General features: G+C 43.0%; 1 protein-coding gene. It reads right to left on the bottom strand.

Going from position 1 to position 1370, the window contains the following annotated elements; genetic code table 11:
* Positions 1-20: 20 nt before the first annotated feature.
* Positions 21-1250, bottom strand: coding sequence for a transposase (locus FTT88_RS17055; protein WP_180005658.1), 1230 nt, complete (start codon positions 1248-1250; stop codon positions 21-23).
* Between the last annotated feature and the right edge of the window lie 120 nt (positions 1251-1370).

Raw genomic sequence — 1370 nt, 5'->3', positions numbered from 1 at the left:
CATAGGTATCTACACATTTTTTATAAATTGAATGCGATCTGAGCAATCGCATTCAGCTCATCAGACGAATACTCTGACAACAACTGAAGAGTGTTCAATAGTATTGAAAGCCCTGCCAGTATGGCAGGGGCACTTTCTAATTTTCCCCTTTTCTGTTGCCTACCTGAAATTCGGGTGAGAAATGCCCGAATTCTTATATTCTGCTCATCTGTACCACGCTGTACTCGCCATGTCAGCACACAAGCCATACTACTGATCAGTAGCCTTCTCAGGATTGCTTGAGGTGTCGTTTGTAGCCATGCCTCAACGTCATGTCCTGCCTGCTTAAGCAATTTAAAATAACACTCAATTGTCCAGCGCCAGTAATACCATGTACTCAATTCTGCTGTATCTATATCCATTGCAACATTACTCAGCAAACACCATCTCGCCACAATTTTACCGTCACAATCCTTAACGACAGAAACAACCAGCCTTGCATCGACAGCATCTCCCTGCTCAGGAGCAACCCGCTTCCCTGAGCTATCTTTCTGCTTTGGTTTTGCTGCGCGTGTTATGCGTATATGGGTCTCACCCACATGTAAAGTATGCTGATTGCCTTTGTAAGAAATATTTTTGATTGAATGCGTTTCTATCTTTTCTGCAATCTCGCCAACTTTGTATGTCTGACCGTGATACTCAACTCGATGACCTTCTTTGGCCCGAATCAGCCATTTGAAGCGATTCTTGCTCATCGCTCTTAGATGGGCAATTGAGTCACCTTCACGATCAATGATATGAACTTTTGTTTTCTCAACCGGATACTGTTCGATCGTTTTGATTTGTTCTGCGAGTGAATCCAAATGGGTTTTTCGCTCGCTGTATTGTTCACTGAATGTGGAATAACAGCCTGATGCGTCAGATAGCGTTTGAGCCAATGGTGCAATGGGAAGCCCCGATGCCGCATCAACCAGTAGACTGCTTTGCAGTTCATAGCCTGAATCATATTGATGGGTTCTTTGAAGACGCTGAGTTTTATTGTTATGTTTCACATATTGCAGTTGAGACCAATCATGAATAATCAGCGCATAAGGGTGAGAGGATTGATCAATCTGTTCAAATGCAAGTCGCTGTATTGGCTCATTCAATTGCTTGAAAGAGACTTTTTCATTATTGAGAAATCGCCAAACTGCCTGGGTGGTTGCAAAACTGGACTTCTGGGCAGAGGCCATTTCCTTAATTGCAGGGGCAAGTGAAGCAAGAGGATTCATATTAAGCTTTACGAGGGCGTTGTATCGTCTGACGAGACGTGTATCAAGATGGGAGATATTAAATTGAAGAGCATGCTCTTCAATTTAACCCAAAACTTGGGATTTGTGTAGATACCTATG

This window comes from Acinetobacter sp. YH01024, assembly GCF_013420195.1.
Taxonomy (GTDB): domain Bacteria; phylum Pseudomonadota; class Gammaproteobacteria; order Pseudomonadales; family Moraxellaceae; genus Acinetobacter; species Acinetobacter amyesii.
This window is presented reverse-complemented; position numbering and strand designations above follow the sequence as displayed.

Coding starts and splice junctions, on each gene's coding strand:
- FTT88_RS17055 (WP_180005658.1), bottom strand. CDS start 1,250: ATGAATCCTCTTGCTTCACTTGCCCCTGCAATTAAGGAAATGGCCTCT.